The sequence below is a fragment of the Synechococcus sp. RS9909 genome, from assembly GCF_014279595.1.
In the GTDB taxonomy this organism is placed as follows: Bacteria; Cyanobacteriota; Cyanobacteriia; order PCC-6307; family Cyanobiaceae; genus Synechococcus_C.
This window is the reverse complement of record NZ_CP047943.1, coordinates 1356732-1375453: the sequence shown is the minus strand read 5'-3', so window position 1 is coordinate 1375453 and position 18722 is coordinate 1356732. Positions and strand designations below refer to the sequence as shown.

Below are 18722 nucleotides of genomic sequence, written 5' to 3'. Positions count from 1 at the left end.
ATGGCCCCAGAGGCAAGCAAATGGAATGCAGGCAGAACTGGTGGCGCCGACCCCCGTTGTTTCCCGCTTTCTTTCTCGCCTCCATTCCCCTGAACGCCCGGTTCTGGTGTTTGACGGTGCCACTGGCACCTCTCTGCAGCAACTCAATCTCACCGCTGCGGATTTCGGCGGTCCCGAACTGGAGGGCTGCAACGAGAATCTGGTGGTCACCCGTCCGGATGCAGTGCAGGCCGTGCATCGCCAGTTTCTGGAGGCCGGCTGCGATGTGATCGAAACCGACACCTTCGGTGCCGCCTCGGTGGTGTTGGCGGAATACGGGCTTCAGGATCAGGCGTTTGCGCTCAACAAACGGGCGGCGGAACTGGCGCGCACGGTGGCGCAGGAGTACAGCACTGCGGAGAAGCCCCGATTCGTGGCCGGCTCGATGGGACCGACCACGAAACTGCCGACCCTGGGCCACATCGGCTTCGACACCCTGAAAGAGGCCTACCGCGAACAGGCCGCTGGGCTGTTGGCCGGTGATGTGGATCTGTTCATCATCGAAACCTGCCAGGACGTGCTGCAGATCAAAGCGGCGCTCCAGGGGGTGGAGGCCGCCTTCGCCGACGCCGGAGAACGCCGGCCCCTGATGGTGTCGGTGACGATGGAAACCACCGGCACCATGTTGGTGGGATCCGACATCGCCGCTGTGGTGGCGATTCTGGAACCCTTCGCCATCGACATTCTCGGCCTGAACTGCGCCACGGGTCCGGAGCAGATGAAGGACCACATCCGTTATCTGGCGGAGCATTCCCCCTTTGTGGTCAGTTGCATTCCCAATGCCGGCCTGCCTGAAAATGTGGGTGGCGTGGCGCATTACCGCCTGCAGCCGCTGGAGCTGAAGATGCAGCTGATGCACTTCGTGGAGGATCTTGGCGTGCAGGTGATCGGTGGCTGCTGTGGCACCACACCGGCCCACATCCAGGCGCTTGCGGAGTTGTCCGAAGAACTCAAGCCTGCGCAGCGTCCCTGCCGCACGGAGCACCGCCAGCGGGTGCAGCTCAGCTACGACCCAGCGGCGGCCTCGATTTATGGCGCCACGTCGTATCACCAGGACAATTCGTTTCTGATCATCGGTGAGCGCCTCAACGCCAGCGGTTCCAAGAAAGTGCGGGACTTGCTCAATGCTGAGGACTGGGATGGACTGGTGGCGGTGGCCCGCGGCCAGGTGAAGGAAAACGCCCACGTGCTCGATGTGAACGTCGATTATGTGGGGCGTGATGGTGAGAAGGACATGCACGAATTGGTGACCCGTGTGGTCACCAACATCAACCTGCCGCTGATGCTCGATTCGACCGAGTGGCAGAAGATGGAGGCGGGCCTGAAGGTGGCGGGTGGCAAGTGCATCCTCAACTCCACCAACTACGAAGACGGCGATGAGCGCTTCTTCAAGGTGCTCGAACTGGCGCGGCGCTATGGCGCTGGCGTGGTGGTGGGAACCATCGATGAAGAGGGGATGGCGCGCACAGCTGAGAAGAAGCTGGCGATCGCCAAACGGGCCTATCGCGATGCAGTGGAATTCGGAATTCCTGCCCGTGAGATCTTCTACGACCCTCTGGCCCTGCCGATTTCCACGGGTATCGAGGAGGATCGCCGCAACGGTCTGGAAACGATCGAGGCGATCCGGCGCATCCGCGACGAACTGCCCGGTGTGCACGTGGTGCTCGGTGTTTCGAATGTGAGTTTCGGCCTCTCACCGGCGGCGCGCATCAGCCTCAATTCCGTGTTTCTGCACGACTGCTGTGAGGCCGGCATGGACGCGGCGATTGTGTCGCCCGCCAAGATCCTGCCCTTGATGAAGATCGCCGAGGAGCACCAGCAGGTCTGCCGTGATCTGATCTTTGATCGGCGTCGCTTTGATGGCGACGTTTGCACCTACGACCCACTCACCGAACTCACCACCCTGTTTGAAGGGGTGAGTGCCAAGGAGGCCCGCCAATCGGGGCCGTCCCTGGCCGATCTGCCGGTGGAGGAGCGCCTCAAACAGCACATCATCGATGGGGAACGCATTGGCCTCGAGGAGGCGCTCAGGGAAGGCCTCCAGTCGTATCCACCCCTGGAGATTGTCAACACATTTCTCCTCGACGGCATGAAGGTGGTGGGCGATCTGTTTGGCTCCGGCCAGATGCAGCTGCCCTTCGTGCTCCAATCCGCCGAAACCATGAAAGCCGCCGTGGCTTTCCTCGAGCCCCATATGGAGAAATCCGATGGCAAACGGTCGGCCAAGGCGAAGTTTCTGATCGCCACTGTGAAGGGCGATGTGCACGACATCGGTAAAAACCTGGTCGACATCATCCTTACCAACAATGGCTATGAGGTGATCAATCTCGGCATCAAACAGGAGGTGGGCGCGATCATCGCGGCCCAGCAGGAGCACCAGGCCGATTGCATCGCCATGAGCGGCTTGTTGGTTAAATCCACTGCCTTCATGAAAGACAACCTGCAGGCGTTCAATGATGCTGGAATCAGCGTGCCCGTGGTGCTCGGTGGTGCTGCACTCACCCCCCGATTCGTCAATAAGGATTGTAGCGAGGTGTATGAGGGCAAGGTGATCTATGGCCGTGATGCCTTCACCGATCTGCGTTTCATGGATGCCTATGTGAAAGCTCGGGCCGAGGAGCGTTGGGATGATCGACGCGGCTTCCTGGATGGCACGCCTGAAGGCCTCAGCATCGGTGGCGAGGATCCTGCCTCTGGCGAGGCTGTTACCGGTGAAGCCACGGCTGAGGCCAGTGAGGCCACCCCTCAGGCAGCCGCATCCCTGCCAGTGAGCTCTGAGCGCTCCGAGGCTGTTCCAGCCGAAGCCCCGATCCAGCCCCCTTTCCTGGGTGCCAGTCTGCTCGAGGGCCCGGAGGCCATTCCGCTCGAGGACGTGATCGCCTATCTCGACCGTCAGGCTCTCTTCGCCGGGCAATGGCAGATGCGCAAAACCCGGGAACAAACGCGCGAGGCCTATGAGGCGGAGCTGCAGGAGAAGGCGGAGCCGATCCTGCAGAGCTGGCTGGAGCGGGTGCGGTCGGAGCAGCTGCTCAGGCCGGCCGTGGCCTATGGCTACTTCCCCTGCGGCCGGGGGGGAAACGATCTGGTGGTGTTCTCCACCGATGGCGCCGTGGAGCTCGGTCGCTTCTCCCTGCCGCGCCAACGCAGCGGCAATCGTTATTGCATCGCCGATTTCTTCGCTGACCTGCGCGACGGCCAACCAACCGATGTGCTGCCGATGCAGGCGGTGACCATGGGCGAGGAGGCCAGTCGCTTCGCTCAGGATCTGTTCCAGCGGGATGCCTACAGCGACTATCTCTTCTTTCACGGCTTGGCGGTGCAGATGGCCGAGGCCCTGGCGGAATGGACCCATGCCCGGATCCGCCGGGAGTGTGGTTTCCCTGATCCGGAGGGTCTGCCCATCCGCGATGTGTTGGCGCAGCGGTATCGCGGCAGCCGTTATTCCTTCGGCTATCCGGCCTGCCCCAATGTGGGTGATTCGAGGCAACAGCTCGCCTGGCTCGGCGCTGAGCGGATCGGCCTGGAGATGGATGAGTCGGAGCAGCTCCACCCCGAGCAGAGCACCACGGCCTTGGTGGCCCTGCACAGCAAGGCGCGTTACTTCAGCGCCTGAATCGGCGCCGCTGCGGGGCCGGCAGCAGCAGACTGGTATGGCCTCCACCTTGTGCCCATGGATCTCAGCGGTCCCGATGCGATTGACCAGGCCATTGCCGCTGGCCTCGACCTCGACGGCTCACCCTTGCCCGAGCCGATGCTGACGCTCTACCGCGAGGTGATGGACCTCGAGGCGCAGCGCCAGCGCAGTGGGGTGCGGAAATCGATGCGCAATCGAATCGTGCGCACCGGAGCCAAGCATTTCGATCAGGACACCTTGAACCAGCGGCTGGTGTCGGCCGGCTGGGAAGGCCTGAAGGACAAGGAGATCAGCTTCTTCTACGGCTGATTAGTCCTGGCAGAGCGATTCCATCGTGTCGATCACATCCTGCTGAAAGGCCTCGAGATCGTCGGAATCGCTCAGGTCCACGCCCTCACCCGCTGCATTCTGGGTGAGCTCCTGAAAATGGAAGGCCCCCTCCCCGTTGGCGAGAAATTCGATCGCCGAGCTTTCACCGCTCTCGCGAAAGGCATCGCAGAGGGCCATGAAGGCCGCGTCTTCCGTGAACTCCCAATCCATCGAGGAGGCATAACTGATTGACCTTTAACGCCTCGCCCCCGGGATCCGTCAACCATCTTGTCGCGCAATGTGCCACTGATTCGGCAGACTCCTGCTCGACGATCGCCGCCAGCTGCCGTGAAAAGCCAGTCCCCAAGCGAGGATCTCAATGTTCTCGGCCAGCCGCTTGCGCTGTGCGGCTGTTCGCCCATGACCGGCTGGTTCCGCGACGGCCACTGCCGCACGGAAGCCTCTGATCTCGGCCAGCACAGCGTCTGCTGTGTGATGACGGAGGCCTTTCTGAGCTACAGCAAAGCCCAGGGCAACGATCTCTCAACGCCGGTGCCGGCCTTCGGATTCCCGGGGCTCCAGCCCGGTGACCATTGGTGCGTGTGTGCGCCACGTTGGAAACAGGCCTACGACGACGGCATGGCACCGCTGGTGCGCCTGGAGGCCACAGAGCAGTCGACCCTTCAGGTGGTTCCCCTTGAGATCCTCAAGGAGCACGTCTACCAGGGGATCGCCTGACCATCCCAGGCGAGAAAGGCACCACTGTCGGCCGCTGACTGGCTCAGGAGCACATCGAGCAGTTGTTCGGCGGCCCGTGCCGGCGCAAACAACTTGCCTGGCGGGACAAAGCTCTGGAAGGGGCGCGACAGGGCCGTGTCGGTGGTGCCGGGATGGAGCAGGGTGACGCAGGCCTGGGGATAGCGGCGGGCCCACTCGATGCTGAGGCAGCGCAGGAGCTGGTTCTGGGCCGCTTTGGCGGCGCGATAGGCATACCAACCACCGCTGTGGTTATCGCCGATGCTGCCCACCCGAGCGCTGAGGCTGGCGAAATGAAACGGCCGCTGCCGCTCCAGGCAGGGTTCGAGCGCCTGGGCCAGAAGCAGCGGTGCCATGGCGTTGATGGCGTAACTGGCGGCGAGGGCTTCGGCACGCACCTGCTGCAACCGCTTTTCCGGCTGCAGGCCGGGGCCATGCAGGCGACCGCTGGTGTTGACCACCAGCCGCAGCGGCTGAAGCGCTTCTCCCACCCGTTGCCGCAAGGCCTCGAGTGATCGCGGATCCTCCAGATCCACACACCAGCCCTCTGACGCCGCGAGCTGGCGACCGCAGAGCACCACGGTCAGGTCCCCGCAGCGGCGTCGCAGGGCCGGCACCAGGGCCCGGCCGATGCCACCGGCGCCTACCACCAGGGCCAGTCCGTTCCAGGAGCTGCTTGTCATCGCCAACCTTTAGCGAAGCAGCGATGATGGTGGCGCTTCCGCTTGGCCTGGATGCTTCGCCGATGGGCGCTGGTGGGATTGCTCCCCGTGCTGACGCTGGGGGGCCTGGCCCTGGGCCGGAGGCCCTGGTTGAGCGTTGATCAGCCCCCGTCGCCAGGGTCGGGGCAGGAGCCCCTCCTGGAGGCGCTGCTGCATGGCGAGGCGGCATCGGATCCCAGCACCAAGCCTGGCGCGCGCCCAACAGAGGCGGAGGCCCAATCGGCACAGCCGGCGCAGCCGCGCGGCTTCCCGGTCCCGAAGGTGCCTCCCGCCGGGGCATCCCCCAATCCGCGTCTGCGGGTGGCCCTGCTCAGTCAGGCGCCGATTCGCTCCGTGCGTAGCAGCGGCTCCGCCAGCTGCCGCACGGCGGCTGGCCAGCGCCTGGCCTTGGATCAGCTGCCGCTCTGGTTGGAGCGGGGCGACGGGCGCTGGTTCTGTGAGGCCCCTGCAGATGGCGCCTTGGTTCTCAATGGACGTGCCTACCCGGGTCTGATCGAATTCCATCGCCAGGACGCCGGCTGGCTGGCGGTGAATGTGCTCGATCTCGAGCGTTATGTCGCCTCGGTCGTGGGGGCGGAGATGCCCAGCCACTGGCGCAGCGAAGCCTTGAAAGCCCAGGCCGTCGCCGCACGCTCCTATGCGCTGGTGCATCTGGTCCGTCCGGCGAGCCGCCTCTACAACCTCGGTGACACCACCCGCTGGCAGGCCTATGGCGGCCAGGCCACCAGCACCGACGCGACCCGCCAGGCAACAGCCGCCACCCGCGGCATGGTGCTCAGCTATCGCGGCGGGCTGGTGGAGAGCCTCTATGCCGCCTCGAGCGAGATCAGCCGCGAAGCCCATGGCCATCTCGGTGCCAGCATGAGCCAGACCGGTGCCCAGCAACTGGCAAGCGAGGGACTACGTTTCAATGAGATCCTCGGGCGTTACTACACCGGCGCTGCCTTGGCCCGGCTGCGCACGGATGGCTGAAGGAGGTGGTTGAGGGGGATGGCTGAGGCGAGGATCTGGCAGCGGGCCCTGGAGCGCAGTGCCTCGGCCTTGGCGCAGGGGGCCCTGCAACCGCTCGACACCGAGCTGCTTCCCCTGGCCTCGCAGCAGGACGCCGGCTTTGAGTGCCGTCGTCTGCGCAGTCGCCTACCCCGCCATCTCCGCCCTGCCGGACCGAAACCGAATCCATTCCGGCCCTGGGATCACCGCCTTGAAGTGGAGCCTGTGGCGGACGACCACGTGCTGATTCTCAACAAATACCCCGTGCAACGCGGTCACCTGTTGTTGATCAGTCGCGACTGGGTGCCCCAGGCAGCCTGGCTCACCGCCAACGATTGGCGTGCCGTGGCGCAGGTGGATGCCGACACCACGGGGCTGTGGTTCTTCAACAGCGGCCCTTTGGCCGGTGCCAGCCAGCCCCATCGCCATCTGCAGTTGTTGCCCCGCAGCGCCTCGGAGGCCCTTTGCCCGAGGCAGCACTGGTTCGAGACTCAGATTCGATTCACCAACGACCAGCCGGGGGGGCGGGGCCACGAGCGCCTGGCAGGCGATCCGCTGCGGGCCGCCTGCGCCGTTCTGGCTCGAGAGAGACTGTCAGCCGATTCCGATCCCGCTTTGACCCTGCAGCGGCTCTACAGGCGCCTGGCGCTGAGCCTGGAGCTGGGTGATCCGGAGAGCGCCGCTGCCCCAGCCCATCCCTACAACCTGTTGCTGACGCCGCAGTGGATGGCCCTGATTCACCGCGAGCGTGAACACAGCCACGGCTTCAGCATCAATGGCCTCGGTTTTGCCGGCTATCTGTTGCTCACCGACCACGCCGATGCCAACTGGCTTGAGCGCCACGGACCGGAGGCCTTGCTGCGGGAGGTGGTTCCTAATATCCGTGCTTCCACGGTTGGCAGCGCTGATGTGAATATGAATCGCTGAAGAGACGGCGGCAGATCGAGCTGACGTCGACGCTTCAGACCCATGAAAACCTCAACCAAACAACGCAACCGGCGGGTGGAACAACACCTGCGGCTGGTGCAGCCGATTGCCCGCCATTACGCCCAGCGCAGCGGCGAAGACAGGGATGACCTGCTCCAGGTTGGCTGTCTCGGTTTGATTCGAGCCGCCGGGCTCTATGACGGCGCCAAGGGGGTGCCGTTCGAGGCCTTTGCCCGGCCGCATGTGCGGGGAGCGATCCTGCACTACCTGCGTGACAGCCGGGGCTTGGTGAAACTGCCGCGCCGCCTGCAGGAACGGGCCCAGCGTCTGAACCGTGGTGAGGATGGAACTGAGCAACGGGGCGACGCTCTCGCCATGGCGCTGTACCGGAACCAGGGGCGCTGGTGGTCGTTGGACGACCAGGGCCGTGATGTGGAGGCGATGACGCCGCCGGCAGATGGTGGCTGGTCGGATCTGAGCCAGCGGGAGACGCGCGAACAACTGGCGCGGCAACTGAAGCGATTGCCGGTGGTTGAGCAGCGCAGTGTCCGCAGCGTGGTGCTGGAAGGCCTCAGCCTCAGGCAGTGCGGCCGGGAGCAGGGCGTCAGCGCCATGACGGTGCAACGGCGCCTGCGCCGGGGGCTGCAGCGTCTGGCCACGACCTGCAGCCCGCTGGTGAGCTGAACTCAGCCCTGGGTGACGGTTGGCTGATCGCGCTCGATCTGTCCCTCCAGGGTGCTGATCGCTGCATTGATGGCGGCGAGCTGGCGCTCGATGCCATCGCGCCAGAACCGCAGCATCTCCAACTTCCGTTTCTGGTGCTTGTGGCGCCAATCGGTGCTTTGGCAACTGGAGGCGCAGAAGGGAGGCAGCATGTCGCTAGGAAGATCTCGCCTCCATCCTGTCGAATCGATCAGGTCGTTGGGGGAGTGCTTGGCTTCCGGGGTGGTCATGTTTAACGTTGGGGCTTGCGCGGGTTGGTAAGCCTCAACCGCCCCAATCCGACCCTCGCCACATCTCAGGTGTCTCAGCGAATCCCACTCCTGGTCTTGGCGGGCGTCTCGCTTGCAACGGTCGAGGCGGTGTGGATGGCGCCCTCACGGGCTTACGTGCCCTTGATGGCTGGCCAGCGGGCCAAGCCGCTCAACGGCAGTTTCAACAATGTGCCCGTTCTTCACTCCAACCAACCGGAGATTGTCGAGGGGCCGGGCATTCTTGTGAGCACCACACCGGGGTCGGCGATCGCCAGCGAAAACAATCAACCATTAAGAAACGCCAGTTACACGTTCAATGGTGAATTTGGCTTGCATATGCATCACAAATATTATCCAAGTGATGCCAGCAAGTTGGGAGGACGCCGTCAACGCGGCTTGTTAACTATTGCGGCGATTGCGATCAATCCGGGCGATCAGCCAGTGACCCTCACATTCGAGCGGGGGTCGGTGAAAAACAGTTTCGAGGCTCCTTATCACCCCAACAAATTGATGGGGGTCAAACCCCTTGGTCCCAGGCCCTGGAACACCGGCCCGGGTGATGCCACCGCTGTGCAGATGCTCCGCGGTGAACTGGATCGTCGTTTGCTACGCGAAGTGGTGATTCCGCCCAGGAGCCGCAAAGTGATTGTGAGCACGGTGTTACCGGCAAGGGGAATCGCCAACGGCTTGCTCAAGGGCCGCAGTGATGGACCCTTCCAGATGGCTGTTGTGGCGGCAGAGGAAACGAAACGCGATCAGGATCTGGTGGCCGTGCTGGATCAAGGTCGGCTTGCTCCCGGCCGGATCTATCTGAATCGGATCCGAGAAATTCAGGCCGGTCAGATCTTCTCGCGGGTGGCGGGGGTGGCCCTCGGCGATGAATACGAAGCGTCGATCCGCCATGACCTCGGCCAGGGGCCTTTGCACGTGCCCTTGACCAGCACCCGCAAGCATCATTTCGGCACCCGCGACATCCAGGTCAACCAACTGAAGACCCGCATGGTGGATTCTGCCGTGAACAATGTGGGCACCTATGGCGTTCGCTTTGATGTGGATCTGAATCTCACCGGCGAGGGTCCCTACGAGCTGGTGTTCAGCCATCCCGTCGCCTCCGGCCGGGCGCCATTCACCGCCTTCCGTGGCTCCATCGGCATCAAAACCGAGGAGGGCTATCAGGAAGTCCATGTGGGTCTCAAGTCGGGCCAGAGCCTGCCGATCGCCCAGCTCAATCTCAAGGGCGGCCAGGTGAACCCGGTGCGCGTCAGCCTGGTCTATCCCGCCGATGCCACACCGGGCCACCTGCTCAGTGTGGTGCCAGTGCAGCAGCTGGCCATGCTCCGCAAGCGCGAGGAGATGTTACAGGCGGCGCGACGGGCTCAGCAGGAGGCGAAAAAGCGTCAGGTCACCCCAGCCCAGGCTCCGCCCAATCTCAACGCCGCACCGAAGCCCGCCACCGACAAGCCCGCCACAACGAAAGCCAAACCCACCGCGAAACCTGTCGCCCAGCCTGCCGTGAAGCCCGCCGCCCAGCCGGTGGCCAAGCCCAAGCGTCAGCCACCGACGGCCCCCGTACCACCGCCGCCCGTGCTGGTGGCCCCCAGCGGTGGTCTCAATCCGATGCCGCCGGCGATGATCATGCCCAATCGCCTCAATCAATCGCTGGAACAGCGCTATCGCGATGCGATCCGTGCCCAGCAGGAGTGGCTCAAACGTCTGCAGGGCCGATAGTCTTGGCCGCAAGCGACGACGGCTGAGTGAGCGCGCCTGCAGGAGACGGTCGTCGACGCATCAGTGTCGAGCTGCCGGAACATCTCGTCGAATGGCTTGATTCCCTGCGCAGCGAGTGGGGACTGCGCGGTCGGGGTGATTGTCTGACCCGTCTGCTGGAAGAGGTGTTCCCCACGGATGGTGAGGACGTGCTGCCCTCGCCACAGGATCCCGCACCAGAAGCGAACGAGCCAGGCACCTATCGCGACGATCGGGCCCTGGTGTTGATCGGAGGTCAGGTGTTGCGCCGTCTGGATGGCCAATCCTCCGCCGACGCCGCAGATTCACTCCCGCCTGTTGAGCCTGCGACACGCCCTGGGATTGACCTGCCCGGCTTTGTGCGACGCAAGAGTCGCACTCTGCGCGAGAGCTTGCGGCGCGAGCCAGAAGCACCAGAGTCGCTGGAGGAGGCGATGGTGTTGCCGGCAATTGAGCCGGACCTGTTGCAGCATTGCGCCGAGTTGGCCCAGGCGCACTGGGTGAACCTCTATGGCCAGGCTCCGGGTGCCACCGTGCTGGAAGCCGCCATGCTCTGGCTGGCGCGCGACATCTGGCCACATGCGGAAGGCCTGGAGGGCCGGATCTTCACCTGGTCGGAGCTGGGGCGACAACTTCAGCCCCGCTGCCCGGGCTGGCTTCTGGCTGAGCCTTCCTTTGCCCAGGTGATGGTGGTGGCCGGCGTGCTGGAAGACCCCTTCGCCACCTCTGATCTCCAGAACCGAATCCCCACCCTGATTCGCCGCTTCGTCAATCGCTTCAAGCGCAGTCGCCGGATCACTTCCTTCGAAACGCTCGAATCCACGATGACGGTGCATGGTGCCCTGCGGCTTCTTGGCCTGCCGACGCAGGCGGGTGCGTCATTGACCCTGCGTGCGATTCGCGAAGCTTACAAGCAGCAGGCGATGCAGAGCCATCCCGACGCGGGTGGATCCACCGATGGCATGCGCCGTCTGAATGAGGCCTATCAGATGCTGCGCGAGCTCTATCGCGATCACTGATCATGTATCCCTGATGAGATGCATACCTGGACCGAGAGAGTGTCTTGTTAGAGATGCCTGAGACTCTCTGTTTCTCATCAACAATGAAAAATCGTGCAGTTTTAATCGGCGGGTCCGGGCTTAGTAGTAGGGTTGGCTTTCTAGTTGTACTTTTCAGGTGATTTGCGCTGGCGACCACGGGGTGCAGGCGTGGGGTGATGTGCGGCCATTGTTTCCCCAGGCAGCGTCCATGACGGCGGTTGTCCTTGTCCAGGCCACGCAGTGCCATTGGATATCCTTGTGCTGACGGTCTTTTTAGCTTTTGCGTATCTGCTGTAGAAGCAGATACGCAAGCGATTGGAGGGCACCGGGACGTCAGCCGAGGCGGCGGAGATCGGACTAGGGCGATCGGAGATAAGTTCTCTTGTGTCTTGGATAAGAATAGGCACTAGACCTGAGCTGCGTCTCATGCAGGGTGAGTGAGACTTGAGTGCAAAAAAAATACCGGCCCTTGGGCCGGCGCTGAATCGATTCACAGAGAGGCGTGAAGGTTGTGCTCAGGTGGTGGTCTGCATGCCCTGAATCAGGAAATCGAAGTAGGGGGAAGCGAGCGACTGCTGCTCATCGGAGAGCAAGGCCAGAGAGGCTTCCCGCATCGCTTTCATCGCTTCCACCATCCCGGGCATCGGCACGCCGAGGCTGTTGTACATCTCGCGGGCACCGATCAGACCGATGCTCTGGATCATCTCGGTGCTACCGGCGAGGACGCCGTAGGTCACCAGGCGCAGATACCAGCTGTAGTCGCGCAGACACTGGGCCCGCTGCTTCTGGCCATAGGCGTTGCCACCGGGGGCGACGTATTCAGGCTTACGGCTGAACAGTTGTTTCGCCGACTCATCGACGATTTTCTTCTCGTTGTCGGTGAGGATCCGCACCACCGCCAGGCGCATCGCTCCCTGCCCCAGGAAATCGACCATGGAGCGCAATTCGCCGCTGGTCGGATAACGGAGATCGTCATCGGCCTGGAGAATCAGATCCCGAACAACGCTCATGGCAGCTGGCATGCTGAGGGTGAGTTTAGTGCTCTCCGGCCTGTCGACCGCGGTGGATGGCCTGGGTGTAACGCCTTTGCAATGGCCGAGAACGCAACCGCCCCCCGTCCCGGTCTAACCCTCACGGTGAAGGGGGAGGATCTCAACCTGCGTGGTGAAGGCATCGCCCGCTGGCAGGGCTGGGTGCTGGTGATCCCCGAGCTGCTCCCCGGTGAACTGGCCCGGGTGCAGCTGGTGCAGCGGCGGCGCTCGCAATGGATCGGCCGACGCCTCGAAACCCTTTTCGCCGCCCCAGGCGCCCGCACGCCCCCCTGCATCCTCGTCAGGCGCTGTGGCGGCTGCACCCTTCAGCATTGGGACAATGCCCATCAGAGCGCCTGGAAACGCGATCGCCTGGTGCAGACCCTCAGCCGGATCGGTGGCCTCCATCACCCGGTGGACCCGCTGGAGCCATCAGAGATGGGCCCACCCTTGGGCTATCGCAACCGCGCCCTGCTGCCGCTGCAGCGTGATTCGGAGGGGCAGCTGCGCCTGGGGTACTACAAGCGAGGCAGTCACCAGCTGGTGAATCTGAACCATTGCCCGGTGCTGGATCCCGGCCTCGATGAGTTGTTGGCGCCGCTCAAGGCGGATCTGCAAGCCACAGGCTGGCCCGCCGATGCCGATCTGCACCAGGGCGATGGCCTGCGCCACCTGGGCTTGCGTCTTGCCACCCGCAGCCGCGAGGTGCTGATCACCTTGATCAGTAGCACCGCCGAACTGCCCGGCGTGCACAGGCTGGCCCAGGGCTGGTGTGATCGCTGGCCCCAGGTAAAGGGTGTGACCCTCAACCTCCAACCCAGACGCACCAACACCGTGCTCGGCCCGCAGACCCTCACCCTGGCCGGAGCCGGCACCGTGGAGGAGACGTTCTGCGGTCTGCAGCTCACCCTGGCCTCCACCACCTTTTTTCAGGTGAACACAACCGAGGCGGAGCGGGCGGTGCTGAGCCTGAGCCAATGGTTGCTCTCGCAGGCGGGGCCGATCGCCGTGATTGATGCCTATTGCGGGATCGGCACGATCGCCTTACCCCTCGCCGCCGCAGGCCACAGCGTGCTTGGGCTGGAAGTGCACCAGGCGTCGGTGGAGCAGGCCCGGCGTAACGCCGAGCACAACGGCTTGACCGGTGTGTGCTTCCTCGCCGGCGATGTGCAGCACCACCTGGCCGAAGCTCTGCCGCAGCATCAGGCCCTGGTGGTGGACCCTCCCCGCAAGGGCCTGGATCCGTCGGTAACGGAGCAGATCCTCGCCTGCCCGCCCCGTTGGCTCGCCTACCTCAGTTGCGATCCGGCCACGCTGGCGCGGGATCTGGCGCGGTTGGCGGGACCGGAGGCGCCCTATCGGATCCACAGGCTCCAACCGTTCGACTTTTTCCCCCAGACCAGCCACCTGGAGTGCCTGGCTCTGCTGGAGCGGGTCAGCTCCTGAGTTCGGCGCCGAATTGCTTCACCAGGGCCTGACGCACCTTGTCGTGCACCGGTTGCACAGCATCGTCGGTGAGCGTGGCCTGCTGGCTGCGGTAACGGATCCGGAAGGCCTGGCTGCATTGATCGCTCGGCAGCTGGCCGCCCTCAAACCGATCGATCAGCTCGACGCTCTCCAGTAGCGGTTTGCCCGCCTTACGGATCGCCTGAATCAGCTCAGCGGAGGTCTGCCTGCGTTGCACGAGCACCGCCAGGTCCCGTTCCATCGCGGGAACGGTGGGATAGGGCTTGAAGGCGGGCACCCATCGGTTGCTGCGGGTGGCGGCCTGGAGCAACCGCTCCAGATCCAGATCGAAGCCATAGGTCTGCTCCGGCAGATCAAACCGCTCCGACACCAGGGGGTGCAGCTGCCCGAAGCAGCCCAGGGGACGGCCCTCCAGGATCAGCTCGGCACTGCGGCCGGGATGGAGCCGCACGTCGTTGCGCAGGGGGCGATCAGACACCTCGAGCCTCAGGCCGGCAAACAGGCGCGTCAGCAGACCGCGGGCCTGGTAATAGTTGAGGGGCTCGGGTTTGCCGCTGCTGCTCCAACGCTCCAGGCGGCGCTCGGCGCAGATCATGCCGCCGAGGCGGCCGCGTTGTTCGATCGTTCCGCTCTCGCCCTGGCGAGAGAACACGTGGCCCAGTTCAAAGATCCAGCAACCGGGTTGGGACGCTTGCAGATTGCGTTGACAGATGCGCAGATGCTCGTCCCAGAGGCTGGTGCGCAGGTGACTGGTTTCCGCCAGCAGCGGATTGGCGATGGCGATGCGGTCGTCGTCGTCGGAGGGTCCGGTGAGCGACAGGGTGGTGACCTCCTGCAGACCGGTGGCGCAGAGCAGTTGGCGCAGGCGCCGTTCAGCGGTCTGCTGGGGTGTCAGGCCACCGGGGCTGAGGGGATCGGGAAGATGGGAGCCAAAGCGATCAAAGCCGATCAGGCGGGCCACTTCTTCAATCAGATCCACTTCCCGCACCAGGTCACAACGCCGCGACGGTGGAATCGCCACCTGCCAGCCCGCCTCGATGCTGGTGAGATCACAGCCGAGGGCCTCAAGACAGCGCTCGATTGCTCCGTCCTCCAGATCCTCCGGCCCCTCCGGCGTGTCCAGCGGTCCCAGGAGCTGGTGCAGGGCATCACGCCGTAACAGCAGGGGCTGGGCGGCCGCCATCGGCGCCTCGCACACCAGGGTGGGACCGACCTGGCCACCGCAGTGCTCCTGAATCAGGCTGCAGGCCCGCTGTGCAGCCAGCAGGGTGACCTCTCGGGGCAGACCTTTTTCATACCGGCTGGACGCCTCCGTACGCAGCCCGGCGCAGCGGGCGGTGTTGCGCACCGAGGCTGCCGAGAACATCGCCGACTCCAGCCAGATTCTGGTGGTCTGGGCGGTGACGCCACTCGCCTCACTGCCCATGACGCCGGCCAGGGCGATCGGCATGTCGTTGCAGGTCACCACCTGGGCCCGCGGATCGAGGCTCAGATCTCGACCATCGAGGCCTCGGAACGTCTCGCCCTGCCGGGCCTGACGCAGCCCGAAATCCGCTGCCTGCACGCCGTTGCCGCAGAGGCGCTCGAGGGCATCAGCGTCGAAGGCGTGCAGGGGCTGGCCCAGTTCCAGCATCACCAGGTTGGTGAGATCCACCGCCGGATTGACGCTGTTCATGCCCGCCCGTTGCAGACGTCGCTGCAACCAGTCGGGCGAAGGGCCAGAGGCGTTGACGCCGTTGATTTCGGTGAGGGCGTAGATCCCGCCGGCCCGCATCGCCTCCGCACTGGCCGGATCCACCGCCAGGGCGCCCTGCTCCGCTGGGGGCGTCAACGCCGGCAGGCTGAGATCGGCTCCGGTGAGGGCGGCCACTTCGCGGGCAATGCCGGTCATCGAGAGGCCATCGGGTCGGTTGGCGGTGATCGCCAGCTCCAGCACCACATCATCCAAACCGAGAACCGGGGCGATCGGCGCCCCCACCACCAAGGGCGCGCTGCTGAGCTCCTCGAGCACGGCGATGCCATCCACCGCACTGGGTTGCCCCAGTTCCGTGAGGGAGCAGATCATGCCGTTGCTGGCCACACCGCGCAGCTCTCCGGCCTTGATCTTGAGGTTCACCGCAGGCAACACGGCGCCGACGGTGGCCACGGGCACGTGGATGCCAGCGCGCACATTGCTGGCACCGCAAACGATCTGCAGCGGTTCGGCTGCACCCACATCGACGCGGCAGACGCTGAGCTTGTCGGCGTTGGGATGGTTCTCCCGCTCGAGCACGTGCCCCACCACCACGCCCTGGGCCAGGCTGCTGAGATCATCGATTGTCTCAACCTCGAAGCCGGCCATCGAGAGGCGTTCGGCCAGAGCCTCGGCGGGTTCAGTCACCTGCACCAGATCCTGCAGCCAGGAGAGGGAAACCCGCATCGGGACGATCGGAACGGCGATTGATCCTACGGAGGCCAAAGGGAGGGCAACGGCCCTGTAGGCTCGTTGTTTGTCACTTCGCTACGCAACTGCGGCGCAACGTCCTTTATGGCCAAGAACAAGGGCGTCCGGATCGTGATCACTCTCGAGTGCACCGAATGCCGGTCCAATCCCGCCAAGCGCTCTCCCGGTGTGTCTCGCTACACCACCGAGAAGAATCGCCGGAACACAACCGAACGGCTGGAGATCAAGAAGTTCTGTCCCCACTGCAACAAGTCGACTCCCCATAAGGAGATCAAGTGACCTTGCAGGTCTTCCCCATCCACCAGCGTTCCTGAGTCATGTCCAGCTCCTTCTTCAAGAAGCGTCTTTCCCCGATCAAACCCGGCGATCCCATCGATTACAAGGATGTGGATCTGCTCAAGAAGTTCATTACTGAGCGCGGCAAGATCCTTCCCCGTCGTCTCACCGGCCTCACCGCCAAGCAGCAGCGTGACCTCACCAACGCGGTGAAGCGCGCCCGCATTGTGGCGCTTCTGCCTTTTGTGAATCCCGAGGGCTGATCTCTGGCTGCAGCGGTCCATCACCCGGGTGATCTGGTCGGCATCAACGACCAGAAGTCCCCAGCGCTGGCCGTGGTTCTGGCCGTTCAGGGCAGCAAAGTCCGCCTTCAGGTCGGTTTCAAGGCGCGGGAACAGGTGCTTCCTGCGCGTCAGATCGATCCCATTCACCCCCTGCCGTCCGGTGTGGACCCACCGGCCCGGTTGGGGGTCTTTCCATGGTCATTCAGGCCTGAGCAGCTCACAGAAGTCAGTCCCAAGCGACGCGACTGGGGCCAAGCCTGGGTCTTGCTTTCGGACACGGGTGAGACGCTCGATCTTGCTGGCTTTGCCTCCCTTGTGGGCGCCGCTGATTCGGCCGTGGCCCGTGCTGCCGTGTGGCTGGCTCTGCAGGCTGGGCAGGATCTGTTTCGCCTTCGCCAGGGGGTGGTGGAACCCCGCAGCCTCGCCGATGTGCGCCAACGACGTTGCGAGCGCTATCGGCTGCTGTTGCGTGATCGCCAGGAGCAGCGCTGGCTGACGCTGTTGCGTCAACGCCAGCCTGTGGAAGCCTCCGGCCTCGATGCCTGGTCGCAAGCCGCTCTGCTGCAGATGCAACAGGTGGCCGCATCCCAGTTGGATCTCGATGACTGCGACCCCCTGGTGCGCAGCGCACTGAAACAGCTCCACCTCGATGACGACCGCGGCAGCCTGCGCCATTGGCTTGTGGACCTGGGGCAGTGGGACCCCCATCACCTGGTGTCGATGGGCGGCACCACCTGGAGCCAGGGTTTCAGCGCCGAGCTGATCGCGGAGGCGGAGCGATTGCTCGCGTTGCACGACCAGATCCTGCCCGGCGATGAGGAGCGGCTCGATTGCACCCAGCAGCGCTGCGTCACCATCGACGATGACGACACCCGCGACATCGATGACGGCCTGGCTCTGGAGCGCAGGCCCGATGGCAAACTACGGATCTGGATCCATGTGGCCGATCCGGGGCGGTTGGTGGCAGCGGAGTCTCCTCTCGATCTGGAGGCACGCCGTCGCGGCAGCAGCTTGTATCTGGTGCGGGGGATCCTGCCGATGTTCCCGGACATCCTCTCCACCGGTCCCTTCAGCCTCCGGGCCGGACAGCGCAATCCCGCCTGGAGCACCTGGGTGGAGCTGGACGACAGCGGTGCCATCGAGGCCTATGGCATTGCGCGCAGCTGGGTGACACCGCGCTACCGGCTCAGTTACGAGGATGCCGATGAGTTGATTGATTTTGCTCCGCCGGAAGAGGCGGACCTGGCGGAGCTGAACGACTTGCTGGAGCGCCGCCGTCAGTGGCGCGTCAGTCAGGGGGCGCTGTTGATGGACCTACCGGAAGGGCGGATCCGCTGCCGTGACGATGATCATCCAAGCGTGGCGATCACCGAGCCCAGCCCCTCGCGTTTGATGGTGGCCGAGGCGATGATCCTGGCCGGGGCGGTGGCGGCCCGTTTTGGCGTGGAGCACAACCTGGCCTTGCCGTTTCGCAGCCAGTTGCCGGCGGATCTGCCGTCGCCCGCTCAGTTGGATGAGCTTCCTGACGGGGCGGTGCGCTTTGCGGCGATCAAGCGCTGTCTCGGCCGCGGGCTGATGGGCACGACTGCAGCGCCCCACTTCAGCCTGGGTCTGCCGGCTTACGCCCAGGCCACCTCACCGATCCGTCGCTACGGCGATCTGGTGGTGCAACGCCAGATCCAGGCGCAGCTCAGCGGCACCACTCCCCTTGGCGGGGACGCTCTGCAGGAGCTGCTGAACAGTGTCGATAGCGCCGTGCGCGAAGGCATCGCGATCTCCAGAGAAGATCAGCGCCACTGGCAGCAGGTGTGGTTTGAAGCCCACAGCAGCGAACAGTGGCAAGCCGATTTCCTGCGCTGGCTTCGCCCCCAGGATCGTCTCGGTCTGGTACGCATCGAGGAGCTGGCCATGGACCTGGCCGCGGAGTGCCCCCAGAACACCCACCCTGGCGAAGCGCTGCTCCTTCGCGTGCAGCAGGTGGATTCCCTGCGCGATCAGCTGAAGCTGGTGGCGTCAACCAGCTGATTCGCCAGTCGAATTGGTTGATCTGGCTGAGAGCAGCCTCAAGCGCGCGCTGTCCTGGC

The 18722-nt window shown here is 64.3% G+C and carries 17 protein-coding genes; 12 read left to right on the top strand and 5 right to left on the bottom strand.

Going from position 1 to position 18722, the window contains the following annotated elements; translation table 11 throughout:
• Positions 1–25 precede the first annotated feature (25 nt).
• Together metH and SynRS9909_RS06955 are read left to right on the top strand one after the other, a co-directional pair.
• Positions 26–3652 carry a methionine synthase gene (gene metH, locus SynRS9909_RS06960; protein WP_007102491.1) on the top strand — a complete coding sequence of 1209 codons (3627 nt, stop codon included), beginning with the start codon at positions 26–28 and terminating at the stop codon, positions 3650–3652.
• Between the two features lie 57 nt (positions 3653–3709).
• Positions 3710–3982, top strand: coding sequence for a DUF4090 family protein (locus SynRS9909_RS06955; RefSeq protein WP_007102492.1), 273 nt, complete (start codon positions 3710–3712; stop codon positions 3980–3982).
• Here SynRS9909_RS06955 and SynRS9909_RS06950 read toward each other — a convergent pair whose 3' ends face one another.
• The gene (locus SynRS9909_RS06950) at positions 3983–4213 is read right to left on the bottom strand and encodes a hypothetical protein (protein ID WP_007102493.1); all 231 of its coding nucleotides are present in this window, start codon (positions 4211–4213) and stop codon (positions 3983–3985) included. It lies immediately after the preceding gene.
• Positions 4214–4330: 117 nt separating this feature from the next.
• On the opposite strand from SynRS9909_RS06950, the gene SynRS9909_RS06945 reads away from it, so the two are divergent.
• Positions 4331–4720 (top strand): DUF2237 family protein, encoded by a 390-nt coding sequence (locus SynRS9909_RS06945; protein WP_038001359.1) that lies wholly within the window; start codon positions 4331–4333, stop codon positions 4718–4720.
• Here the strand turns inward: SynRS9909_RS06945 and SynRS9909_RS06940 are convergent.
• Positions 4702–5421 carry an SDR family NAD(P)-dependent oxidoreductase gene (locus SynRS9909_RS06940; protein ID WP_007102495.1) on the bottom strand — a complete coding sequence of 240 codons (720 nt, stop codon included), beginning with the start codon at positions 5419–5421 and terminating at the stop codon, positions 4702–4704. The two genes, SynRS9909_RS06945 and SynRS9909_RS06940, sit on opposite strands and share 19 nt — an antisense overlap.
• 51 nt (positions 5422–5472) lie before the next feature.
• Here SynRS9909_RS06940 and SynRS9909_RS06935 point away from each other — a divergent pair, with 51 nt between their 5' ends.
• From SynRS9909_RS06935 to SynRS9909_RS06925, 3 genes are read left to right on the top strand one after another with little or no spacing between them, the layout of a single operon-like run.
• Positions 5473–6432, top strand: a complete 960-nt coding sequence (locus SynRS9909_RS06935; protein WP_083774534.1) for a SpoIID/LytB domain-containing protein — start codon at positions 5473–5475, stop codon at positions 6430–6432.
• An 18-nt stretch (positions 6433–6450) separates the two neighbouring features.
• On the top strand, positions 6451–7377 hold the full coding sequence (locus tag SynRS9909_RS06930; protein WP_007102497.1) for a DUF4922 domain-containing protein: 927 nt from the start codon (positions 6451–6453) through the stop codon (positions 7375–7377).
• A 42-nt stretch (positions 7378–7419) separates the two neighbouring features.
• Positions 7420–8061: a sigma-70 family RNA polymerase sigma factor gene (locus SynRS9909_RS06925; RefSeq protein WP_007102498.1), complete on the top strand. Its 642-nt coding sequence runs from the start codon at positions 7420–7422 to the stop codon at positions 8059–8061.
• Between the two features lie 2 nt (positions 8062–8063).
• Here SynRS9909_RS06925 and SynRS9909_RS06920 read toward each other — a convergent pair whose 3' ends face one another.
• Positions 8064–8252 (bottom strand): hypothetical protein, encoded by a 189-nt coding sequence (locus SynRS9909_RS06920; protein ID WP_007102499.1) that lies wholly within the window; start codon positions 8250–8252, stop codon positions 8064–8066.
• Between the two features lie 213 nt (positions 8253–8465).
• On the opposite strand from SynRS9909_RS06920, the gene SynRS9909_RS06915 reads away from it, so the two are divergent.
• Both SynRS9909_RS06915 and SynRS9909_RS06910 read left to right on the top strand, forming a co-directional pair.
• Positions 8466–10079: a DUF3370 domain-containing protein gene (locus SynRS9909_RS06915; RefSeq protein WP_050752642.1), complete on the top strand. Its 1614-nt coding sequence runs from the start codon at positions 8466–8468 to the stop codon at positions 10077–10079.
• Positions 10080–10105: 26 nt separating this feature from the next.
• Entirely contained in the window at positions 10106–11116 is a 1011-nt protein-coding gene (locus SynRS9909_RS06910) for a hypothetical protein (RefSeq protein ID WP_007102501.1), read from the top strand.
• 536 nt (positions 11117–11652) lie between these two features.
• Here SynRS9909_RS06910 and SynRS9909_RS06905 read toward each other — a convergent pair.
• On the bottom strand, positions 11653–12147 hold the full coding sequence (locus SynRS9909_RS06905) for an allophycocyanin subunit alpha-B (RefSeq protein WP_007102502.1): 495 nt from the start codon (positions 12145–12147) through the stop codon (positions 11653–11655).
• An 81-nt stretch (positions 12148–12228) separates the two neighbouring features.
• Between SynRS9909_RS06905 and rlmD the strand changes: the two genes are divergently transcribed.
• Positions 12229–13614, top strand: coding sequence for a 23S rRNA (uracil(1939)-C(5))-methyltransferase RlmD (gene rlmD / locus SynRS9909_RS06900; protein WP_007102503.1), 1386 nt, complete (start codon positions 12229–12231; stop codon positions 13612–13614).
• Here the strand turns inward: rlmD and pheT are convergent.
• Positions 13604–16054: a phenylalanine--tRNA ligase subunit beta gene (gene pheT / locus SynRS9909_RS06895; protein WP_007102504.1), complete on the bottom strand. Its 2451-nt coding sequence runs from the start codon at positions 16052–16054 to the stop codon at positions 13604–13606. The two genes, rlmD and pheT, sit on opposite strands and share 11 nt — an antisense overlap.
• A 108-nt stretch (positions 16055–16162) precedes the next feature.
• Here pheT and rpmG point away from each other — a divergent pair, with 108 nt between their 5' ends.
• The 3 genes from rpmG (at position 16163) to SynRS9909_RS06880 (ending at position 18663) form a co-directional block, all read left to right on the top strand.
• Positions 16163–16357 carry a 50S ribosomal protein L33 gene (gene rpmG, locus SynRS9909_RS06890; RefSeq protein ID WP_007102505.1) on the top strand — a complete coding sequence of 65 codons (195 nt, stop codon included), beginning with the start codon at positions 16163–16165 and terminating at the stop codon, positions 16355–16357.
• Positions 16358–16395: 38 nt separating this feature from the next.
• Positions 16396–16617, top strand: a complete 222-nt coding sequence (rpsR, locus tag SynRS9909_RS06885) for a 30S ribosomal protein S18 (RefSeq protein WP_006041316.1) — start codon at positions 16396–16398, stop codon at positions 16615–16617.
• A gap of 72 nt (positions 16618–16689) precedes the next feature.
• Positions 16690–18663: a ribonuclease catalytic domain-containing protein gene (locus SynRS9909_RS06880; RefSeq protein ID WP_007102506.1), complete on the top strand. Its 1974-nt coding sequence runs from the start codon at positions 16690–16692 to the stop codon at positions 18661–18663.
• The last annotated feature ends 59 nt before the right edge of the window (positions 18664–18722 follow it).